The following is a 20,942-nucleotide window of genomic DNA, read 5'->3' as shown; positions in this document are numbered from 1 at the left end:
ATGTTGAGCGCACCCAAAACCGGCTTGTCACTGGAACGGAAAATCAGCCGAACCAGCGTCTCGCATTTCGGAACATGCGAATCCAGGAACCATCTTCCTGCCATTCTGAGGGGCGCCAGGAATGCTGGACAGCCCTGAACACTCGCTCGGGATGCGGCATCATGATGGTGACCCTGCCATCGCGCGTCGTCACACCAGTAATACCGGCTTCGGATCCATTCGGGTTGTAGGGATAGCGTACGGTCGCCTGCCCCCGATTATCCACATAGCGCAGCGCCACCAACTCGTTCTCGGAGAGAGCTTCTGCCGAGGTGCCGCTGGCAAACTCAACCCTGCCCTCGCCGTGAGCAACGGCAATCGGCATACGGGAACCGGCCATGCCATCCATGAACGCCGACGGTGACGGCATCACCTCAGCCATAACCAGGCGCGCCTCAAACTGCTCGGACTGGTTGCGTACGAAACGTGGCCAGCCCTCACTTCCCGGAATCAGTTCGTGAAGATTGGAGAGCATCTGACAGCCATTGCACACACCCAGCGCCAGCGTGTCCTGGCGATTAAAGAACGCCGCAAACTGGTCCCTGACGCGATCGCTGAACAGAATCGACTTGGCCCAACCCTCGCCAGCGCCCAGAACGTCACCGTAGGAGAAACCGCCACAGGAAACCAGGCTGTTAAAGCCTTCCAGCGTAACCCGGCCGGAGAGCAGATCGCTCATATGCACGTCGACAGAATCGAAGCCGGCACGGTCGAATGCGGCTGCCATCTCAACCTGACCATTGACACCCTGCTCCCGCAGAACCGCAACTTTTGGACGGGCTCCCTTGTTGATATAAGGGGCAGCCACGTCGTCGTTGATGTCGTAAGAGAGTTCGGCGTGGAGACCGGGATCCTCTGCGTCAAGCAGGTTATCGAATTCTTCACGAGCGCAATCGGCGTTATCCCGGAGCGACTGAACACGGTAACTGGTCTCGGACCACAGGCGCTGGAGCTCCACCCGGGATTCATCCACCACAGTGCTACCTTCGAAGGTCAGGCGAAGGTTGTCAGTATCATTCGGGCTACCGATAACACTGATGTAATCCCCAAGACCCGCGGCAGAGAACTGCTGCAGGACAAAACCGGTGTCTTCCCTGCGTACCTGGATGACGGCACCCAGCTCTTCATTAAAAAGTTCCCGGGCAAACTGACTGCGATCCTCGGCGAGGCCATCCAGCTTGATATCAACCCCACAGTGGCCGGCGAAACACATTTCAGCAAGGGTGACGAACAGGCCGCCGTCTGAACGATCGTGATAGGCCAGGAGCTTACCGTCGCTGTTCAGACCCTGAATAACCGCAAAGAAAGCCTTGATGTCCTCCGGGTCATCCAGATCCGGTGCAACTGCACCGACCTGACGGTAAACCTGAGCCAGAGCGGAGCCCCCGAGGCGGTTCTGGCCAGCAGCAAGATCCACGAGGATCAGATCTGTCTCGCCAGCATCCTTGACCAGCTGGGGAGTCAGCGTCCTTGCAACATCAATAACCGGTGCAAAACCACTGACAATCAATGAAAGCGGTGCAGTCACGCTTTTCTGTTCGCCGCTGTCTTCTTCCCACATGGTCTTCATGGACATGGAGTCCTTGCCCACGGGGATCGTGATTCCAAGCTCCGGGCACAATTCCATGCCTACGGCGCGAACGGTCTCGTAGAGATTCTCATCTTCACCCGGGTGGCCAGCAGCGGCCATCCAGTTTGCAGAGAGCCGGATATCGGCCAACTTGCCGATCGGCGCTGCCGCCATATTGGTAATCACTTCACCGACGGCCATGCGACCGGACGCGGGCGCATCGATCGTGGCGACCGGCGTGCGCTCGCCCATGGCCATTGCTTCACCGGTGCGAACATCGAAGGAGGTGGCCGTCACAGCCACATCAGCCACCGGAACCTGCCAGGGCCCAACCATCTGATCCCGAGCAACCAGGCCGGTAATGGTCCGGTCACCAATGGTGATCAAAAAGCTCTTGGAGCCAACAGACGGCAGACGCAGAACGCGGCGAATGGCATCATCCAGATCGATTTTGGTGGAGTCGAAAATGGGCTTCGTAAAGGAAGCGCGGCTGACACTCCGATGCATGCGCGGCGGTTTGCCGAACAGCACTTCCATCGGCAGATCAACCGGCTTGTCGTCGAAGTAGGAATCGCCCAATTCCAGATGATGAGCTTCTGTCGCCTCGCCTATCACGGCATAGGGGCAGCGCTCGCGGCGGCACAGGGCGTCAAATTGCTCCAGGTTTTCCGGAGCCACTGCCATCACATACCGTTCCTGGGATTCGTTACACCAGATTTCCAGCGGAGACATTCCCGGCTCGTCACTGGGAATGTCGCGAAGCTCGAATTTACCCCCGCGACCGCCATCTTTGACAAGCTCAGGCATAGCGTTGGACAGACCACCGGCGCCCACATCATGGATGAACGCAATAGGGTTCTTGTCGCCCATCTGCCAGCAGCGGTCGATAACTTCCTGACACCGACGCTCCATCTCGGGGTTGTCCCGCTGCACTGACGCAAAGTCCAGATTTTCGTTACTGGAGCCCGAGTCCATGGACGAAGCCGCACCACCGCCCAGACCGATCAGCATGGAGGGCCCACCCAACACGATGAGTTTCGCGCCCACCGGGATATTGCCCTTTTCAACATGCTCCTCACGAATATTGCCAAGACCACCGGCAATCATGATCGGCTTGTGGTAACCGCGGACTTCTTCGCCGGCGGCTCCGGGCACTTTCTCCTCAAAGGTCCGGAAGTAGCCCGCCAGGTTGGGACGTCCGAATTCGTTATTGAATGCCGCGCCACCAATAGGCCCTTCAATCATGATGTCGAGCGGTGAAGCGATGCGTTCAGGTTTGCCGTAGTTGATTTCCCATGGCTGGGGATCGTCCGGCAGATTCAGGTTTGAGACTGTGAAACCAGTCAGACCCGCTTTGGGCTTGGAACCCCGGCCGGTAGCACCTTCGTCGCGAATTTCGCCGCCGGAGCCCGTGGCGGCGCCGGCGGCAGGAGCAATCGCCGTCGGGTGGTTGTGCGTTTCCACCTTCATCAGAATATGGATTTCTTCTTCGTTATATCCGTAGACACCCGTCTCGGGGTCCGGGAAGAAGCGGCCACCACGACTACCCCGAATAACCGAGGCATTGTCCTTGTAGGCCGATAGCACGCCCTCGCTGTTCATTTCGAAGGTATTCCGGATCATGGCGAACAGGGATTTTTCCTGACCCTCGCCGTCAATATCCCAGGACGCGTTGAATATCTTGTGGCGACAATGCTCGGAGTTCGCCTGGGCGAACATCATGAGTTCCACGTCGGTCGGATCCCGTTCAAGATCCGTGAAGGACTTAACCAGGTAGTCAATTTCATCTTCGGCAAGCGCCAGCCCCAGGCGCGAGTTGGCTTCCACCAGGGCATCGCGGCCACCGGCGAGAACTGGCACCCTCCCCAGGAGCCGAGGCTCTTCATGGCTGAACAACAGCTCTGCGCCGCCCATCTCATGAAATACTTTCTGAGTCATGCGGTCATGCAGCAGCGCTGCGATTTTCTCGCGTTGTTCCAGGCCAAGCTTGCGCCCCGAACGAATGTAATAGGCCGTGCCCCGCTCAATCCGATGTATCTGCCGCAAGCCACAGTTCCGGGCGATGTCCGTTGCCTTGCTGGACCAGGGCGAGAGCGTGCCGGGGCGAGGCACAACCAGGAAAAGCACGCCGTCAGGCTCTTCCACCGGCACACTCGGGCCATAGGTCAGGAGCCGGTCCAGAATAGCTTGCTCCGCGTCCGAGAGGTCTGCCTCCAGGTCAACAAAGTGCATGAACTCAGCATAAACATGCTCGATTTCAGGCACGATATCCTGAATCCGGGAATGCAATTTGCGGGAGCGGAATGGCGAGAGCGCGGGAGCGCCGCGAAGTTCAAGCATGATATCAACCTGTATCGCGCGAAACGGGGAAGTCTGGGTGCAATTTGAAAGGCCGACATGATACTCGAAAGCGGGGTCAGGATACAGCGCTTGAGGCGTTAATCCCGGGCTGTACAATTAACATTGTTTTGCACATTAATTAACCAGCTTTATTGACCAGGCCTCCGACACCAAGGATCATTGAATGTGTGGAAAGGAATTCCACGCTCAGGATAGACAAGGTTGCGTGGCTTTATGCGACGCTACAACCAGATGATCCAGCCGTGACGGAGTCCATGGACTTGCCAAAGATATTTGCTGCTTTCAAAAGCGCATCCGCCGGGATTGTTTTCTTCCTCGGCACTGCCCTGATACTGACCGGATGCTCACAGCCCAGCACTCTCCAGGAAATCCGTGATGAGGGGGTGCTGCATGTGATTACCCGGACGGCGCCGTCTATCTATGTGGAAAGTGAAGACGGCCCCACCGGCTATGATTACGAACTGGCAAAACTGTTCGCCGAGGAACTTGGCGTAAAGCTCCGGGTCCGCGTTGCCGATAACAACACAGAAATCCTGTCCGTTCTGGAAAAGAACTACGCCCACTTCGGGATGCTCGGGCTCTCCAGGCAACCCCATACTGCCAATCAGTATCGCACCGTAGCGACCGGCATCACCGCCCAGTCGATCCTGGTTTATAACCGCGATGTCGAGCGGCCTGAATCATTACAAGACCTGATCGGGAAAACGGTGCACGTGGTATCCGACAGCAACCACGAGCACCGCCTGAATGAAGCCCGCCGGGAAAACGCAGAGCTTGAATGGGAGGTGCATCCCGGACTGGACGCCGCGGGCGTTCTGTCCCGCGTTGAAAGCGGCGAATTCCCCTACGCAATGGTTTCCTCCAACGAGCTCGACCTTAACCACGTATTCTACCCGATGGTGAAGGAGGCCTTTACCCTTGGAGAACCCGGTGAACTGGCCTGGTTTTTCCCGTCAGCGCAGGATGATTCCCTGGCAAAAGCGGCCCGCCAGTTCCTGGAAAGTCTCGAGACCAACGGAACATTGGCCCAGATTTCCGAGCGCTTCTATGGCCACCTTGATCGACTGAATTACGTGGGTGCCCGAACCTTCATGCATCATGTGGAGAACCGGTTGCCCAAATACGAGTCGCTGTTTCGCGACTATGCCCGCGAGTTCAACATGGACTGGCGACTGCTCGCAGCCATTGGTTACCAGGAGTCCCACTGGCGCCCCAATGCGGTATCGCCCACCGGGGTCCGTGGACTGATGATGCTGACCAGGAACACCGCCAGCCATATCGGCATCAATAACCGCCTGGACGCCGAAGAAAGCATTCAGGGCGGCGCCAAGTATTTCCGGATCGTGCACGAAAAAATCCCGGAACGAATCCCGGAGCCAGACCGCACCTGGTTCGCCCTCGCCTCCTACAACGTGGGTTTCGGGCATCTGGAGGACGCCCGACGACTTACAGAAGGCGCGGGACGAGACCCTGACCGGTGGATGGACGTAAAGGAATTCCTGCCGTTACTGGCCGAGAAGGAATGGTATACCAAGACCCGCTTTGGCTATGCCCGGGGCCACGAACCGGTGATCTACGTCCAGAATATACGGCGCTATTACGATGTACTCGCCCGGCTCAACCAGCCGGGTATCCCGGCGACCGAAGCAGAGGAACAGATCGTACAGATGGAGGAAAGCCGGGCGCCGGAAGGCCGATCAGGCGAGCTGCAAACGGACGGAAAGCTCAGGGCCGGCCTGCCCGCAGAACTGGGCATGATACCGCCAACCCTTTGAAGAATCTGATTTCCGCCGGCTATTCGCTACGAGCCTCGAGCGCGCGCTCCACCTGACTGGCGGAAAAGCCCCTACGATTCAGAAAACGCGCCTGCCGCACTTTTTCGTCCCAGTCGTCACTCAGATCCGCCAGGCCGAAACGCTTATCGCGGATACCGATAGCTCGCTGACACCAATCCTCCTCCGCCATCTCGGCAACACACTCCGGAGTCTTGTGGACCCCGCGCTGCTGAAGTTCGCCAAGAATCCGTAGCGGTCCGTAACCAAGGTCCATTCTTTGGCGGGCGTAGACGTCAGCAAACCGATCATCGTCTAGCCAACCCTCTTTCTCGTAATCATCCAGAACAGCGTTAATAATGTCGCCCGGCAGCTTTCTTTGGCGGAGTTTAAGGCTTAACTCGAGGCGACTGTGCTCGCGCCTGGCAAGCAACCTGAGTGCCGTTGCCCGGGCCTTGTAATCCTGATCGTTGTCATTTTCCTGTTTTGCCATACAGACCCTTTCCGCACACGCATACAAAACGCTAGACTAGCCGCGAATTTTTCCTGCTGGCCAGCACCTCAGGCTGACCAGTCAAACTACCCGGTATCCCTGACCGGATGCCGACGGCCGGTGGCGGCACAACTTTGCCCGACACCGTGAACTGGTTTCAACACCCAAGGATACTCTTATGGCCGCGTTCATCCAGAAACTGTTCAAATCCCGCAAGACAACCGAGGCAACGCCAAAACAGCGGAAAGCCACCCAGCCAGAGCCTGTCGAACAGGAAGATACCCGGACTGACCGGAGGGAAGAACAGCTCAAAACACTGGAGAGCGCACCATCCCAGGATGTCCTGGCCAAGCTTGCCATTGAGGGCGTTACCGCGGATATCCGGCAGTCCGCTGCAGGCAGACTGACCGACGAAGCCAGCCTGCAGGACGTGCAGAAACAGGCCAAAGGCCGTGACAAAGGTGTCTACCAGATCGTTAAACTGGCACTGCAGCAGCGGCGCGAAGAACAGGCCCGGCTGGACAGCATCAGCCAGACCATCGCTACCCTTACCCGCCACGCGCAGGATCAGGCGAAGAGTGACGATACCAAGCTTTATGGGGCCCGGCTCGATGCCCTGCTGAAACAATGGACAGAGGTGGAAACACACGCCTCACCGGAACAGGCCCAGGCCTTTCTCGAAGCGGTTCACCTGTGCAAAGAGCGCATTGCGGCCCTGCAATCTGCGGCGGAAGATGAAAAGCGCCAGCGCGAGCAGAAGCTGCAACGTCAGGAAACCCTGGATCTGCTGACCCGCACACTGGACGAGCTCAAGTCTCAACCGCCTGAAACACTGCCCTCACTGGCGTCCCTGGATGCACTCCAGAAAACTCAGGAAAACCGCTGGCTGGAAGCAACCCGGGATACGGCAGTGGAGAAGCAGGAACAGAAAGCCTACGAAAACGCCATGCTGGCACTGCGCAATTACCTGAGTTCTGTCCGTCGGATTACCCAGGAACGGGAAACCATCGTCGAACTTGGCGCACTGCTCGAGCGCGCAGACGATGCCACCGACGAGCAGCGTGCCCAGGCAAAGACACTGGTTGCCGAGATCAACTGGCCGGAAGGCTATCCCATCCCGGCACTACTGGAGCCATTGCGGAAGCTGGCCGGCAAACGCAAGAAACCGGCAGAGCCCCGAGTTGACCAGGAGCAACAGAAAGCTCTGACGAATCGCCTTGAGGCCGAAATCAGGCAACTGGAGGAGGCTCTGGAGGCCAAACAGCTGAAAGAATCCAAACAGCTCTTCAAAACGGCACAACAGCACTTCCGGGATCTGGACCAGCGCCACGCAAAACCCTATCAGGCGCGTATGCAGCTGCTTACCGGGCAATTGCGTGAACTCTCGGACTGGCAGGGCTTCGCCACGGAACCCAAGCAGATTGCCCTGTGCGAGCAAATGGAATACCTGGCAGAGCAGCCAATGGATCCGGAAGCAAAGGCCGAGCGAATCAAGGAGTTGCAGAATGAGTGGCGCGATCTCGGCGGCTCTTCAGATCGCTCGCTGTGGTCCCGGTTCAAAGCTGCCTCGGACAAGGCTTACGAGCCCTGCAAGGCCTACTTCTCTGCCAAGTCCGGCCTCAAACAGGCCAATCTGGAAAAACGGTCCGCCATTTGCGAGCAGCTCGAAAGCTTCCTGGACAATGCCGACTGGTCTTCCATCGACTGGAAAGCCGCGGAACGAATCCACCAGACCGCCCGCCAGGAGTGGAAAGAGGCCTGGCCAGTGGAATTCCGCGACAATCGGGCCGTTCAAAAGCGCTTCGATGAACTGCTCAAGAGGCTGGAAGCACCCCTGGACGAGGAACGGCGCAAGAACGAAGGCCTGAAACAGACGATCGTGGACAAGGCCCAGGCCCTGGTCGAACACGAGCCGCTTCAGGAGGCCATGAACCAGGCCAAGGCCCTCCAGGGAGACTGGCAAGCCATCGGAATCACCCGCCATCGGGAAGACCGCAAACTATGGCAAGCGTTCCGAAAGGCCTGTGACCAGATCTTCGCCCGCCGTGATGCCGAGCGCTCGGAACAGCAGCAGGCATCACGTGCCGCCGACGAGACGGCGCAAGCAGGCCTGAATAAGGTTTCAGGAATATCCCCGGAAAGTGACGAACAGGCAGTCACTGCGGCCCTGGCGACGCTCAAGGATATTGATGCCGCTACGCTCTCAAAAGGCGTCAGGGAACAGGTCCAGCAAGAAAAGCAGCGGCTGAGCAAGATTCTCTCGGCTCTGAGACTGCAGGCAAAAATGGCTTCCTGGCAGTCTCTGGTGATGGCGGCCACAGCGGGCCAGTCCAGCAGTGAATCAGCGCCTCAGCACTGGGCTGCGCTGGCCGAAACGTCAGACGCCAGCGATCCGGTCGAGCTGGTGATTCGCGCAGAAATCCTTTGCGGCGTGCCCTCCCCCGAAGCCGATCAGCAGCGCCGCATGGAAATCCAGGTTCAGCGCCTTGCCAATGGCATGGGTTCCGCCGACAACAGCACGGATCAAATGCAGGATGTAGAGAAACTGCTGGCAGCCTGGTGCCTGGGTGGCACTGGCAAAAACGCGGACACGGAGCTCGCTGAGCGACTGAACAGGGCTATCGCCAATCTGAACGAGGCCTGAGGCGCCCAGCGGTCTACTCCCGCTGATGTTCCCTGACGAATTCCCTGGCTTCCTTTACGGCGGCCAGGGATTTCTGTTTCATCCCCTTGAGTTCCTCGTCCGCCAAGTAAAACATCATATCGATTGAATGCCGGTAATACCGTGTGGGCAGTCGGTTGAGAGCCACGCACATAACATCGGTCAGATAGTCCGCTGTGTCAGACTCCTCCCGCGTTGCCTCGATGGCATCCACCACCAGCCGCTCGTAGAAATTGTCGATTGCATCTCGCAGAGACATGGCTTCCGCCTCCCAAATTCGTCTGCGGTTTCTAACACCATAGAAGCCAGCCCCCTCCTTGTCATGGTTCATGAGCAATTTCGCCAATGCGATTGGCAGCCCGCGTCATTACCCCCTGCAACCGCAACCGGCTATGGTTGTGTCATCGGTAAATCAAACCCGAAAACAATATGACCAGAGGACAAGCAATGACCACCGAGGCTTATATCTTCGATGCAGTCCGCACCCCCCGGGGGCGCGGAAAAAAAGACGGATCACTTCACAGCGTCAAACCCATCTCGCTGTTGACCACGGTGCTCCATGCGCTGCAGGAGAGGAACAGCCTGGATACCGCCCAGGTGGACGACATTGTGATGGGCTGCGTAACCGCCGTGGGTGACCAGGGTGCAGATATCGCCAAGACGGCAGCGCTGGCCGCTGACTGGGATGAAAAAGTGGCGGGCGTCACCCTGAACCGTTTCTGCGCCTCCGGATTGGAAGCCGTGAATCTGGCGGCCATGAAAGTTCGCTCTGGCTGGGAAGACATGGTGGTTGCCGGCGGCGTGGAGGCCATGTCCCGTGTGCCCATGGGCTCCGACGGCGGAGCCTGGGCCACAGATCCGGAAACCAATCTGCATACCGGTTTCATGCCCCAGGGCATCGGCGCAGACCTGATTGCCACCCTCGAGGGCTTCAGCCGTGAAGACGTTGATGGCTTTGCCGTGAAATCCCAGCAGAAAGCGGCCAATGCCTGGCAGAACGGCTACTTTGCGAAGTCCATCATTCCGATCACTGACCAGAATGGCGTGGTGATCCTTGATCGCGATGAGCATGTGCGTGGCAACACTTCCCTGGAAAGCCTTTCCGGCCTGAAACCCTCCTTCCAGATGATGGGCGAGATGGGCTTCGACGGTGTCGCCCGGGAGAAATACCACTACGTGGAGAAGATTAACCACGTTCATCATGCCGGCAACTCCTCAGGTATCGTCGACGGTGCCACCGCCATGCTCATCGGCAGTGAAGCCAAGGGCAAAGCCATGGGGCTGACGCCGCGCGCTCGCATCATCGCCACGGCCGTGACCAGCACAGACCCCACCATCATGCTCACCGGCCCCGCCCCGGCAGCGCGCAAGGCACTGGAAAAGGCGGGCATGACTGCCGATCAGATCGATCTGTTTGAAGTGAACGAGGCCTTCGCCTCTGTGGTTATGCGCTTCCAGCGGGAACTCTCGGTTCCCGGCGAAAAAGTGAACGTGAACGGCGGGGCTATCGCCATGGGCCACCCGCTGGGTGCCACCGGCGCCATGATCCTTGGCACCCTGCTGGATGAGCTGGAGCGGCGCGAGCTGCGCTACGGCCTGGCCACACTGTGCGTCGGTGGCGGCATGGGCATTGCCACCATCATTGAGCGCGTCTGAACCCGTCCACTTTTCCAGGAGAACCAATTATGAGTGCTATTCGTTACGAACTGGGTTCAGACCAGATCCTGACCCTCACCATCGATATGCCCGGCCAGTCCGCCAACACCATGAACGCTGCTTTTCGGGACGCCCTGTCGGAAACCGCCGCAAAAGTGAAGGAAGACCTGGATAACATTCGCGGCATCATCATTGCCTCCGCCAAAAAGACGTTTTTTGCCGGCGGCGACCTGAAAGAACTGCATAAGGTCACGCGCGAAGACGCCGGGACTTTCGAGGATATGGTCAACGGCCTGAAATCGCACATGCGGTTTCTGGAAACCACCGGAAAACCCGTGGTGGCAGCCATCAACGGCTCCGCCCTGGGTGGCGGCCTCGAGATTGCCCTCGCCTGTCATTACCGTGTCGCCATCAATGACGACAGCATTCAACTTGGACTGCCGGAAGTGACTCTGGGCCTGCTGCCAGGTGGCGGCGGCACCCAGCGACTGCCTCGAATGATTGGCCTGGAGGCAGCCTTCCCGTTCCTGATGGAAGGCAAAAAGGTAAATCCGAAAGCTGCGCTCAAGGCCGGCATTATCAACGAACTGGCAGATTCTGCCGACGATATGATCACGAAAGCCCGAGCGTTCATTGAGGCCAACCCGAAATGTCAGCAGCCGTGGGACCAGAAAGGCTTCAGGTTCCCGGGTGGCGCGCCCCACCATCCTGCCATGGCGCAGAAGCTGGCGATCGCTCCGGCCATGCTGAAGCAGAAGACCAAAGGCTGCTATCCGGCCCCGGAGCGCATACTTTCTGCTGCCGTTGAAGGCGCTCAGGTCGATTTCGATAACGGCAGCCTGATCGAGACCCGGTATTTTGCGGAACTGGTGATCGGCCAGGTTGCCAAGAACATGACCGGCACCTTCTGGTTCCAGTTGAACGCCATCAAGGCGGGCGGCAGCCGCCCCGAGGGCGTTGAGAAAGAAACCTTCCGCAAGGTGGGTGTTCTGGGCGCAGGCATGATGGGCGCAGGTATCGCCTATTCAACGGCGACACGGGGTATCGATGTGGTGCTGAAAGACGTCTCCGTTGAAAATGCCGAAAAAGGCAAAAGCTACTCGGAGAACCTGCTCGCCAAGAAAGTCAGTCGTGGCCGAATGACGGAAGAACAGAAGGCAGACATCCTGAGCCGCATCAAGGCCACCGATTCGTCAGACGATCTGGAAGGCTGTGACCTGGTGATCGAGGCGGTCTTCGAGGACAGTGGACTGAAGGCAAAAGTGACCCAGGAAGCGGAACCCAAACTGGTGGCAAACGGGATTTTTGCGTCCAACACCTCAACCATCCCCATTACCCAGCTCGCCGGAGCCTCTGCGAACGCCGAGAACTTCATTGGCCTGCATTTCTTCTCACCGGTCGACAAGATGCAGCTGGTAGAAATCATCGTCGGCGAAAAAACCTCGGATGAAACCCTGGCGCGCTCGTTTGACTACGTTCAGCAGATCGGAAAGATTCCCGTGGTGGTCAACGACAGTCGAGGGTTCTTTACCTCGCGGGTCTTTGGGACCTTCGTCAACGAGGGCATCTGCATGCTTGGCGAAGGTATTCATCCAGCGAGCATTGAAAACGCGGGGGTGCTGGCCGGTATGCCCGTCGGGCCACTGGCGATTTCCGACGAAGTCAGCATGACCCTGATGCAACACATCCGGGATCAGAGCAGGAAGGATACCGAAGCCGCCGGCGGAACCTGGAATCCCCACCCAGCGGAGGCCGTCACTGATGCGATGGTCAACGAACATGGCCGCAAGGGCAAGGCTGCGGGCGCGGGCTTCTACGAGTACCCTGCCAACGGCAAGAAACACCTCTGGCCGGAGCTGGAAACTCTGTTCGTGAATGCGGAGAAGGCAAGAACGGTCAAACTGCAGGAGCTGAAAGACCGGATCCTCTTCATTCAGGCCATCGAAACCGTTCGTTGTCTGGAGGAAGGCGTATTGCGAACGGTAGAGGATGCGAATATCGGCAGTATCTTTGGCATTGGCTATGCGCCGTGGACCGGTGGCGCGATTCAGTTCATCAATCAGTATGGCGTGAGAGCATTCACGGAGCGGGCATCGGCGCTCGCCGAGACCTATGGTGAACGCTTTGCACCACCCAGACTGTTGCAGGAAAAGGCGGAAACGAACACACCGTTCGCCTGATTCAGCCTCTGCACGTCTGCTGCCGGGAGGATTTACCGATTCTCCCGGCAGTTTCCCCGTGTGCAACACGCCTCAACCCCGATGATCCCTCAGTTACGAACGTGGCGTCTTCATGGACAGATTGTCACGATCCGATACGCCCTGCCTATGGCATCGGGTGTAGTGCTTGCCTACAATAAATTTAATAAGTCACGGGTAGACACTCCCTCGCAAACCGAGGGGCTACCAACACCGTCGGGTAAGCATTTATGACCATCGCGGAAAGAATTATGGCTCGTCGCTCTTCGGCCGGATCTGTTCGGTTCGGGGTGTGCAAGGCAATGACTGTAGCATTGCTGCTGTCTGCGCCACTGGGGCTTCATGCGAACGTTGAAACTCCAGACGTGTACGAGCCAGTTGCACCGACGATTGATCAGGCGCGAGCCAATATCCTGATCGCCCGTCAACTGCAGTTTACCCACTTCCGGGACCTCGGAATCAGCGATGAACTCTCCGGAGATGTGTTTGATGCCTACCTGGATTACCTCGACGGGCAGAGAATCTATCTTTCGCAGGACGACATTGCGAAGTTCGACAAAATCCGCACTCAACTCGGCTCTGCCCTGAAAACAGGTCAGCTTCAGCCCGGATTCGATATTTACAATCTGGTTCAGCAACGGATTATCGAGCGCCTCCAGTTTGCTCTGGAAACAATCGACAAGGGCATCGACACGCTGGATTTCTCGGCCAACGAAAGTATTCTGGTCGACCGCTCGAAAGCGGACTGGGAATCGAACGCCGAGGCCCTGGACGATCTCTGGGTCAAGCGCATTAAAAATGCGGTGCTGGCTCAGCGCCTGAACGGGGCAGAAGACGAAGCCATCGTTGAAACCCTGCGCCGCCGCTACGAAGGCCAGTTGAAGCGCGCGTACCAGGCCCGCAGTGAAGATGCCTTCCAGGCCTATATGAATGCGTTTACCGGCATGTGGGACCCGCACACGTCCTACTTTTCGCCGCGCACCTCAGAAAACTTCAATATCAACATGAGCCTTTCACTGGAAGGCATCGGTGCTGTGCTTCAGTCGGACAACGAATACACCAAGGTGGTGAGACTGGTACCCGGCGGGCCCGCCTCCAAGCAGGGTCAGCTTGAGCCCGCAGATCGCATTGTTTCTGTCGCACAGGAAGACGAAAAGCCGGTGAATGTGATCGGTTGGCGTCTGGACGAAGTGGTGGATCTGATTCGTGGGCCGCGCAATTCGACCGTCACACTGGAAGTGATTCCGGCCAATGCCTCCGACGAGACCATTACCGAGACCATCGCCATCAAACGCGATGAAGTAAAGCTGGAAGAGCAGAGCGCCAGCAAGGACACCATACGTCTTGAACGTGGTGGCAAGGAATATACGATTGGCGTCATTACCATCCCCACGTTCTATGCGGATTTCCAGGCCATGCAGGCTGGTGACCCGAATTACAAGAGCACGACCCGCGATGTCCGCAACCTGATTGCGGAGCTCGAAGCCGACGGCGTTGACGGCCTGGTGATGGATTTGCGAAACAACGGCGGTGGTGCGCTGCACGAAGCCAATGATCTGGTCGGCCTGTTTATTGACAAGGGCCCCACCGTTCAGATTCGCAACGCCAATAACGATGTGCAGGTACTCAATGACGAGGATCCTTCCGTGGCCTACAACGGGCCTCTGGTGGTACTCACCAACCGCATGAGTGCGTCAGCGTCCGAAATTTTCGCCGGCGCCATCCAGGACTATGGCCGCGGACTGGTTGTCGGTTCCCAGACCTTTGGTAAGGGCACCGTTCAGGCTGTGCGTCCCCTGAACCACGGGCAACTCAAGATCACCCAGTCCAAGTTCTATCGGGTATCCGGCGGCTCCACGCAACACAAAGGGGTTATCCCGGACATCGAGATTCCTTCTCGTATCGACAAGACCCGCATCGGTGAGGACGCCCTGGATCATGCCCTGCCCTGGGACCAGATCGAGGCCGTGCCGCATACACGCTACTTCGATTTCAGCGGCATTATCGATGAGCTTCGCAAGCGGCACGAAGAGCGGTTCTCAACCAACCCTGAGTTCAGCCTGCTGAAGCAGGAGATCGACTTCCTGACCAAACAGCGCGCCACCGACAGCGTCAGCCTCAACCTGGAAGAACGCCGCGCTGAGCACGAACAGATTGAACGCACACGGCTCACGATCGCAAATGCCCGTCGTGAACTGAAAGGCCAGACACCGTTCGAGTCGCTGGAAGACCTTGAAGACTGGCAAGACCAGCAGGCGGCGGACCTGAATTCCACCGATGAGGAGCTGGATTTCGTGATACGGGAAGGTGGACATATCATGGCCGACATGCTGGACCTTGATAACCGCATGGCATCGATCCTGGATCCCCAGCAATTTGCGGCACAGTCTCCGGCCGCCGCAGTGACACGTTGAACAGGCAGCTCCAAGTCTCATGACTGAGCAGGACGCAGGCGGACAGGATAGCCACCAGAAAGCACGGATGTTGCAAGACATGCTACTGGACGCGCTACATGCCATGCGCTCCCTGGAGGAAGTGGAAGGGTTGGAGAAACCGGCGGCTCAGGAACGAACGCCGGAAGGCCTGATCGACCGCCTGGCAAGCCTTACCGGGTCTGCGCTCCGCTTCGGGGTCAAGGCGACGGATACGTCTCTTCGGGTGGGCCGGGCACTGATCAATTCCCAGGATCAGCTGCGGGCAATGCTCACAGCAGGCCAGTCTCTCAAAGACATCCGCGAAGTGGCCGGCCTCACCGTATCTGAAATGAGCGAGGCCCTTAACCTGCGGGACAAGTCCGTCCTGGAGGCTATAGAGAACGGCACCACCACCCTGTCCTTCGAACTGATACTACGTCTGGCAGCCCTCATTGCCAGAAACGATCCCATCCCGTTCATCATGCGCACCACGCGCAACTACAATCCCGAAGTCTGGCAGATTCTGAATGACTGGGGCGTGGCGAGACTGCCCCTGCAATTTGAGCGGGAGCGGGAGTTTATCAACATCTTCCGCCGGCATGATGACGCTCGCACGCTCTCGGATGAAGGTTTCCAGAAAGTGCTGGAGTTCACCCGTCAAAGCTTTGAAATGTCCCTGCACTTTATTGAGGAGCAGGAACGGCAGGTGGCCGAACTCAGGGCCACCTACGAGGAAAAGCACCCCGACGTGAAAAGGTCACCTGACAAGCCTGCCGCCAAAAAGAAGCAGCCGGAGCGCACCCCACCGTCAACCAAATAACGCCTGCATACCGGTTATATTCGGGTTATGCACCACGCCCTTTTCAGTAACGATCGCGTCGATCAGGCTTGCCGGTGTCACGTCAAAGACCGGATTGAATACGTTGATGCCTTCCGGCGCCAACCCGATACCGCGTATCTCCCGGATCTCAATGCCGTCGCGCTCCTCAATGGCCACATCTGCCCCTGACGCCGTGGCCATGTCCACCGTGCTTGAAGGCGCGACCACCATGAAGCCCACTTTGTGATGGCGGGCCAGAACCGCCAGGCTGTAGGTGCCGATCTTGTTGACCACATCACCATTGGCAGTTATTCGATCCGCGCCGACGATCACCCAGCGTACGTCTTTCCGGGCCATGATGGCGGCAGCGGCACCATCGGCATTCAACGTGACGGGAATGCCGTCGCGTGAAAGTTCCCAGGCCGTCAACCGGCCACCCTGAAGCCAGGGGCGAGTCTCGTCGGCATAGACGTCTGCCAGCAGCTTTTCCTCATGGAGACGACGAACAACGCCCAGTGCCGTACCGTAGCCCCCGGTGGCCAATGCACCGGTATTGCAATGGGTCAGCACCGAAAACGGTGCCTCTGCTCCGATAAACTCAAGGGCATGGTCCGCCATGGCAAAGTTGGCGGCCAGGTCTTCCTCATGTATGGCCCGGGCCTCCGAGGCCAGGCGTTTTACCGCTTCGTCCAGCGAATGGCACGCATGGAAAATCCTTTCCATGCGCTGCAGCGCCCAGAACAGGTTTACTGCGGTCGGACGTGAAGCTGCAAGCTCGCGAATGGCCTGTTTGATTTCGGCCTTCCAGTCCCCGCCACCGGCATGTCTGGCCGCAAGGGCCACCCCGTAGGCTGCACTGATGCCGATTGCAGGAGCGCCCCGAACCACCATATCCCGGATACTCTGCGCTACACCGGCAGCGCCTTCCAGCGTTATCCAGTGCTCCTCTCCCGGCAGCAGGCGTTGATCCAGCAGCTCAAGACTGCTGCCGTGCCAGCGAATCGCAACGGTGCCAATGGCCCGTTCTTGGGAGGGTTTCGGGGTTGTTGTCATAGAAGACTGCTCCGGTTTTTCAGCGCTGAAAACTGCCAGTATAACGGTTATACTTCCGGGCTACATTTTCAAGGTGTGGAAGCTCCGCGCCATGCGCTGTAAGGCAGGATAAATGACGGCAGACACTATCACCGCAGCCGATATTCGCATCAACGCGCGCTGGCTGATCCCGATTGAGCCGGCAGGCACGGTACTTGAGCATTATGCAGTGATTATCCAGGGTGACCGCCTTGCCGCAGTCATTCCCCAGGAACAGGCGGACAGATCGTTCAGAACCCGGGAAACCGTTGATCTTCCGAACCACGTCGTCATGCCCGGCCTGATCAACATGCACGGCCACGCGGCCATGAGCCTGTTCAGGGGCATGGCAGACGATCTTCCGCTGATGACCTGGCTGAATGACCATATCTGGCCGGCCGAAGGTCGCTTTATCAGCGAGCAGTTCATTGCCGATGGCACCCAACTGGCCATGGCCGAGATGCTGCGTACGGGAACCACCACGTTTTCTGACATGTATTTCTTCCCGGAAATTGCGGCTCAGATGGCGCACGATACGGGCATTCGTGCGCAAGTCTGTTTTCCGCTGCTCGACTTCCCGACGCCGTGGGGTGCCGGACCCGAGGAATACCTGAGCAAGGGCGCCGACTTTATCGACAGCTGGAAAAACGATTGCTACATCATGCCGGCCATTGGCCCCCATGCACCCTACACTGTGTCCGACGGCCCGATGATTGAAGCCGTCCGGCTCTCCGAAAAGACCGGCGCAGCCATCCAGATCCACCTGCACGAAACGGCATTCGAAGTGGCCGAGGCTACTGAAAAGCTGGGTCAACGGCCGACAGCCCGGCTGGCGGATCTCGGCCTGCTCCGCCCAGAGACCCAGTGCGTCCATATGACCCAGATCGATGCCAGCGATATCAGCTTGCTTAAACAAACGGGCGCCCATGTTATCCACTGCCCGGAATCGAATCTGAAGCTGGCCAGCGGCCTTTGTCCGGTGCAGGAACTCCTCGATAGCGGGATCAACGTTGCCATAGGCACCGACGGCGCCGCCAGCAACAACGACCTCGATCTGTTCGGGGAACTTCGGACTGCCGCCATGATGGCCAAAGTAGTGGCCAATGATGCCTCGGCGCTGTCGGCGCACAAGGCCCTACAGATGGCCACCATCAACGGGGCAAGGGCTCTGGGGCGGGACCATGAACTGGGTTCTCTGGCCGAGGGCAAGCTGGCGGACATCATTGCCATTGACCTGAGCGACCCGTTTTTGCAGCCGGTCTACGACCCGGCTTCGCACCTCGTATACAGCAACCATGGTCGATCAGTAAGCCACAGCTGGATTAACGGCGTACCACAAGTACAGGATGGCCGGCTTACCCGCATTGACGTTGCCGATCTCATGCTTCGAGTTGAGGACTGGGCCGGGCGAATCCGCACAAAGGCTGACTAACTGATTTCCTATTGATTCACCAGGCAGAACCAACCATGACAAACCAGAACGTAGACCGGAACGAGATCGCCAAATTCGAGGCCCTTGCCAGCCGCTGGTGGGATCCCTCGAGCGAATTCAAGCCACTGCATGATATTAATCCCCTGCGGCTGAACTACATCGACGAGCGGGTTTCCCTGGCCGGAAAGCGCGCTCTGGATGTCGGCTGCGGTGGTGGCTTGCTGTCGGAGGGCATGGCCCAGCGAGGCGCCCACGTTACCGGTATCGACATGGGCGAGGCTCCGCTGGCCGTCGCGCGGCTGCATGGCATGGAGAGCGGCGTGAATGTGGATTATCGCCAGATCACCATCGAGGAACTGGCCGAGGACAGCGAACACGCGGGCCAGTACGACGTGGTTACCTGCCTGGAAATGCTCGAGCATGTGCCGGATCCCGCATCGGTGGTGAGGTCCTGTGCCGCCATGCTGAAACCGGGCGGCCATCTGTTTGTATCAACCATCAACCGGAACCCGAAATCGTTTCTTTTTGCGATTGTTGGGGCGGAGTACGTGCTCAGGTTGCTCCCCAAAGGCACCCACGAATGGAAGAAATTTATCCGGCCATCGGAAATGTCCGACCATCTTCGCCACGCAGGGCTGGAAGTCCGTGAGCTTACGGGGATGACCTATAACCCCGTCACCAAGGTATACAAGCTCGGACGGGACGTGGACGTCAACTATCTGATGCATGCCAGGGATATTCGTGAAGCCTGAAACCACGCATCGAGCCTCCACGGTCCTGTTTGATCTGGATGGAACGCTGATTGACACCGCACCGGACTTTATCCGGTGCCTTAATCAGTTACGGGAACAACACGGGCTCCCCGCCCTTCCACACAAGCATATCCGACGCTCGGTCTCGAACGGCGCGCGCGCCATGATCCGGGTCGGCTTCGGCCTGGAACCGGAACATCCGGAATACCTGGAAAAACACACCGCGTTCCTCGACCTCTACGAGGCGGGCGTGGCAGTGGAGACCAGCCTGTTCGAGGGCATGGACGAGCTTCTCAAAGCCCTCGAGGAGCAAGGTATTCCCTGGGGCATTGTGACCAATAAGCCTGCCAGGTTCGCGGTTCCACTGATCGAAGTCCTTAACCTGGCTGACCGGTGCGCGGCACTGGTTTGCCCCGATCACGTTGCCCAGCGCAAACCTCATCCGGAGGCCCTCTATCTGGCCTGCCAGCAGATCGGCGCCGATCCCGCCACCGGCATTTATGTGGGCGACCACGAACGGGACATCGAAGCCGGGCGTAACGCAGGCATGAAAACCATCGCCGTCCGCTACGGTTACATCGAGGAGCCGGAAGCCATTGACCTGTGGCAAGCGGACCTCATCGCCGACACCGTCACGGATCTGGCAAAGCTGTTACAATAGCGCATCAAATTTAGGATCCGGTGTTCAGCCGGTAACAGCCTGACACGGAGACAGGTTATGCATAATTACCAAGCACCCGCCGATCTTCTGAAAGACCGCATCGTGATGGTGACGGGTGCCGGCAGCGGCATTGGCCGGGCTGCAGCCAAGGCCTACGCCGCCCATGGCGCCACCGTGGTACTGGTAGGTCGCACGGTCAGCAAACTCGAAACGGTTTACGATGAAATTGAAGCAGCCGGCCACCCCAAGCCTGCCATCGTGCCCATGAACTTCGAGGGCGCCGCGGTGAAAGACTACGAAGAATTGGCCATGACCCTGGAAGATAACTTCGGGCAGCTGGATGGTTTGCTGCACAACGCGGCAATTCTGGGCGACCGCAGTCCCGTGGAGCTTTATGACCCGGAAACCTGGAACAAGGTCATGCACGTGAACGCAACGGCGCCGTTCCTACTAAGCCGGGCAATGATTCCCCTGCTTCGAAAATCCGACGACGCCTCGGTGATCTTCACCTCCTCTGGTGTCGGCCGCAAGGCAAAAGCCTACTGGGGCGCCTATGCCGTCTCCAAGTTTGCCGTAGAGGGCCTGAGCCAGTTGCTGTCCGAAGAACTGGACGACGAGCGTCACAATGTCCGGGTAAACAGTCTGAACCCCGGCGCGACCCGTACCAACATGAGAGCCCACGCCTATCCGGCGGAGAATCCACAGCAAAATCCGGCACCAGAGGACCTGATGCCGATTTACCTGTATCTCATGGGCAAGGACAGCCAGGGCGTCAACGGCCAGAAATTGGACGCACAACCGAAATAATGGAACTGCTTTTTTACACAACCTCTCAGTGCCACCTGTGCGAACTGGCCGAAGCCCTGCTTGTAAGCACGCCCATGCCGGAGCCGATCCCGGTAGATGTGGTGGACATTGCCCAGTCCGAAGAACTGGTAGAACGCTACGGTACCCGGATACCGGTGCTCCGACGCAACGATACCGGTGTGGAACTGGACTGGCCTTTTACCAGGGATGACTTACTTACATTCCTGCAATGAG

General features: G+C 58.3%; 15 protein-coding genes. 11 read left to right on the top strand and 4 right to left on the bottom strand.

Annotation, left to right across the window (positions count from 1 at the left end; translation table 11 throughout):
* Window positions 1–43: 43 nt before the first annotated feature.
* Window positions 44–3,949 (bottom strand): phosphoribosylformylglycinamidine synthase, encoded by a 3,906-nt coding sequence (gene purL, locus AC5JQH_RS17725; RefSeq protein WP_493805799.1) that lies wholly within the window; start codon window positions 3,947–3,949, stop codon window positions 44–46.
* A gap of 275 nt (window positions 3,950–4,224) precedes the next feature.
* On the opposite strand from purL, the gene mltF reads away from it, so the two are divergent.
* The gene (gene mltF / locus AC5JQH_RS17720) at window positions 4,225–5,745 is read left to right on the top strand and encodes a membrane-bound lytic murein transglycosylase MltF (protein ID WP_104272199.1); all 1,521 of its coding nucleotides are present in this window, start codon (window positions 4,225–4,227) and stop codon (window positions 5,743–5,745) included.
* A 19-nt stretch (window positions 5,746–5,764) separates the two neighbouring features.
* Here mltF and AC5JQH_RS17715 read toward each other — a convergent pair whose 3' ends face one another.
* Window positions 5,765–6,235 carry a regulatory protein RecX gene (locus AC5JQH_RS17715; RefSeq protein ID WP_053114891.1) on the bottom strand — a complete coding sequence of 157 codons (471 nt, stop codon included), beginning with the start codon at window positions 6,233–6,235 and terminating at the stop codon, window positions 5,765–5,767.
* Between the two features lie 178 nt (window positions 6,236–6,413).
* Between AC5JQH_RS17715 and AC5JQH_RS17710 the strand changes: the two genes are divergently transcribed.
* Window positions 6,414–8,879, top strand: a complete 2,466-nt coding sequence (locus AC5JQH_RS17710; RefSeq protein WP_092034070.1) for a DUF349 domain-containing protein — start codon at window positions 6,414–6,416, stop codon at window positions 8,877–8,879.
* Between the two features lie 13 nt (window positions 8,880–8,892).
* Here AC5JQH_RS17710 and AC5JQH_RS17705 read toward each other — a convergent pair whose 3' ends face one another.
* Window positions 8,893–9,156, bottom strand: coding sequence for a late competence development ComFB family protein (locus tag AC5JQH_RS17705; protein ID WP_014576682.1), 264 nt, complete (start codon window positions 9,154–9,156; stop codon window positions 8,893–8,895).
* A gap of 188 nt (window positions 9,157–9,344) precedes the next feature.
* On the opposite strand from AC5JQH_RS17705, the gene AC5JQH_RS17700 reads away from it, so the two are divergent.
* The 4 genes from AC5JQH_RS17700 to AC5JQH_RS17685 all read left to right on the top strand — a co-directional run bounded on the left by AC5JQH_RS17700 (window position 9,345) and on the right by AC5JQH_RS17685 (window position 15,985).
* Window positions 9,345–10,553 carry an acetyl-CoA C-acetyltransferase gene (locus tag AC5JQH_RS17700; protein ID WP_092034067.1) on the top strand — a complete coding sequence of 403 codons (1,209 nt, stop codon included), beginning with the start codon at window positions 9,345–9,347 and terminating at the stop codon, window positions 10,551–10,553.
* 29 nt (window positions 10,554–10,582) lie between these two features.
* On the top strand, window positions 10,583–12,733 hold the full coding sequence (locus tag AC5JQH_RS17695; protein ID WP_008171463.1) for a 3-hydroxyacyl-CoA dehydrogenase NAD-binding domain-containing protein: 2,151 nt from the start codon (window positions 10,583–10,585) through the stop codon (window positions 12,731–12,733).
* Between the two features lie 248 nt (window positions 12,734–12,981).
* Window positions 12,982–15,165 (top strand): carboxy terminal-processing peptidase, encoded by a 2,184-nt coding sequence (locus AC5JQH_RS17690; RefSeq protein ID WP_104272204.1) that lies wholly within the window; start codon window positions 12,982–12,984, stop codon window positions 15,163–15,165.
* Between the two features lie 19 nt (window positions 15,166–15,184).
* Window positions 15,185–15,985: a helix-turn-helix domain-containing protein gene (locus AC5JQH_RS17685; RefSeq protein WP_039881881.1), complete on the top strand. Its 801-nt coding sequence runs from the start codon at window positions 15,185–15,187 to the stop codon at window positions 15,983–15,985.
* On the opposite strand, the gene mtnA is transcribed toward AC5JQH_RS17685, so the two are convergent.
* Complete coding sequence (gene mtnA / locus AC5JQH_RS17680) at window positions 15,974–17,038, bottom strand: S-methyl-5-thioribose-1-phosphate isomerase (RefSeq protein WP_008171458.1); 1,065 nt, start codon at window positions 17,036–17,038, stop codon at window positions 15,974–15,976. The genes AC5JQH_RS17685 and mtnA overlap by 12 nt on opposite strands.
* A gap of 112 nt (window positions 17,039–17,150) precedes the next feature.
* Here mtnA and AC5JQH_RS17675 point away from each other — a divergent pair, with 112 nt between their 5' ends.
* The 5 genes from AC5JQH_RS17675 to AC5JQH_RS17655 are packed head-to-tail and all read left to right on the top strand — an operon-like array spanning window position 17,151 to window position 20,941.
* Window positions 17,151–18,488, top strand: a complete 1,338-nt coding sequence (locus AC5JQH_RS17675; protein ID WP_008171456.1) for a TRZ/ATZ family hydrolase — start codon at window positions 17,151–17,153, stop codon at window positions 18,486–18,488.
* A gap of 35 nt (window positions 18,489–18,523) precedes the next feature.
* The gene (ubiG, locus tag AC5JQH_RS17670) at window positions 18,524–19,240 is read left to right on the top strand and encodes a bifunctional 2-polyprenyl-6-hydroxyphenol methylase/3-demethylubiquinol 3-O-methyltransferase UbiG (RefSeq protein ID WP_008171454.1); all 717 of its coding nucleotides are present in this window, start codon (window positions 18,524–18,526) and stop codon (window positions 19,238–19,240) included.
* Window positions 19,230–19,901 (top strand): phosphoglycolate phosphatase, encoded by a 672-nt coding sequence (gph, locus tag AC5JQH_RS17665; RefSeq protein ID WP_493805798.1) that lies wholly within the window; start codon window positions 19,230–19,232, stop codon window positions 19,899–19,901. The genes ubiG and gph overlap by 11 nt, the downstream gene beginning before the upstream one ends.
* 57 nt (window positions 19,902–19,958) lie before the next feature.
* On the top strand, window positions 19,959–20,708 hold the full coding sequence (locus AC5JQH_RS17660) for a YciK family oxidoreductase (protein ID WP_053115561.1): 750 nt from the start codon (window positions 19,959–19,961) through the stop codon (window positions 20,706–20,708).
* Window positions 20,708–20,941: a glutaredoxin family protein gene (locus AC5JQH_RS17655; protein WP_008171448.1), complete on the top strand. Its 234-nt coding sequence runs from the start codon at window positions 20,708–20,710 to the stop codon at window positions 20,939–20,941. The genes AC5JQH_RS17660 and AC5JQH_RS17655 overlap by 1 nt, the downstream gene beginning before the upstream one ends.
* Window position 20,942: the final 1 nt, after the last annotated feature.

The organism is Marinobacter sp. H13 (assembly GCF_059072335.1).
The sequence above is the reverse complement of the archived record's forward strand: the minus strand, read 5'-3'. Positions and strand labels throughout refer to the sequence as shown.